The sequence below is a fragment of the Sphaerochaeta sp. S2 genome (genome assembly GCF_016406725.1).
In the GTDB taxonomy this organism is placed as follows: Bacteria; Spirochaetota; Spirochaetia; order Sphaerochaetales; family Sphaerochaetaceae; genus Sphaerochaeta.
On sequence record NZ_JAEKNT010000510.1, the window covers coordinates 1 to 1140 of the forward strand.

At 41.9% G+C, this 1140-nt stretch carries 1 protein-coding gene and 1 pseudogene; one reads left to right on the forward strand and one right to left on the reverse strand.

Annotation, left to right across the window (positions count from 1 at the left end; all coding sequences use genetic code 11):
• Positions 1-319: phosphodiesterase (yfcE, locus tag JF818_RS14905; RefSeq protein WP_198892789.1), on the reverse strand; the 319-nt coding region annotated here is incomplete at its 3' end.
• A 272-nt stretch (positions 320-591) separates the two neighbouring features.
• Here yfcE and JF818_RS14910 point away from each other — a divergent pair.
• Positions 592-1140 (forward strand): annotated as a pseudogene (locus JF818_RS14910) (hypothetical protein); the annotation flags it as partial.

A 1140-nucleotide genomic window follows, 5' to 3' on the forward strand; every position in this document is an offset into this window, starting at 1 on the left:
CAGGGAGATAGATTAAGTGGTTTCCTACCTGTTCCAAGTGCATGATTGCACTGTCTGAGAGCATAGGGAACTCCAATACCATCTGGTCAACTTCGGAATCACAGTTCCCACGTACAGAAATTAACGATTCTTTCACACTATTTTGTAGCCTGCACGCTTCTTTTGGGTTATACTCATAGGGAAAGGCATTTCTTGGGCCGTGATAGAGAAGGTCCCCGAGCAGTATTAGCTTGGAGGCTTTGGTTGTTTGAAAGATATTCAGGAGTCTATGCATTGCATATGCACTTCCATGGATGTCGGAGGCAAAAAGGTATATCATACTTATATGATAATGAAATCGATTATGTACTGCAATAATGTTGACAATCGAAACGATAGTGTCTGTGTAACCTTCTTAAATTTCACACAAAGGAAATATATGCACACAAACCACACACAAACACCATTTAGCTTCACACTTACTCAAACAACATCACTTGTTCCTCACATTAATCTATCATTTGCACAATCTATGTCCATTGTACTCACAAAGTGCATCAGCATACTGATGTTACAAATAAACTCTCACGCAAAAAAATGGAGATTTACGTCATGAAGAAAAAGTTTGTATTGACTCTGGCGCTGGTTCTCATGGTTGCAGCTGCTGTCGTTGCTGCTCCGCTCGAAGTAAGTGGTTCTTTTGAGGGTGGCTACAAGTTTACCTTTGAAGACGATGGTGACAAGAAAATTGAAAAAGCTGGTGATCAGGCTTCAATTGATGCAGTAGCTGCTTTCACAGGTGATTTCTGGAAGTTGAGCTTGGCTGGTGGTGCTGTAATGTTTGATAACGATATGGAAGCCACTCTCGAAGTTTACCTTGACAAGGCACTTGCTGAGCAGGGCGTTGACATGGGTGATGTGTCCTTGAAGTATGCTATTGGAAACAAGAAAAATTTGAAGCCTTCTGATGTATATGGTGATTCAAATGATGCAGTAGCAGAACTTGAGATGCTTGGTAATACTTATTCAGCTTTGGTTACCCTTGGCTATGCAGACCTCGTAACTGTTGAATTTGGTGCAGATCCTACCGATGCTACCAACAAGCCGATTATGGCCGGTGTTAAGGTAATGCCTGTTGATGGCGTAAGCGCAGCATTCGGT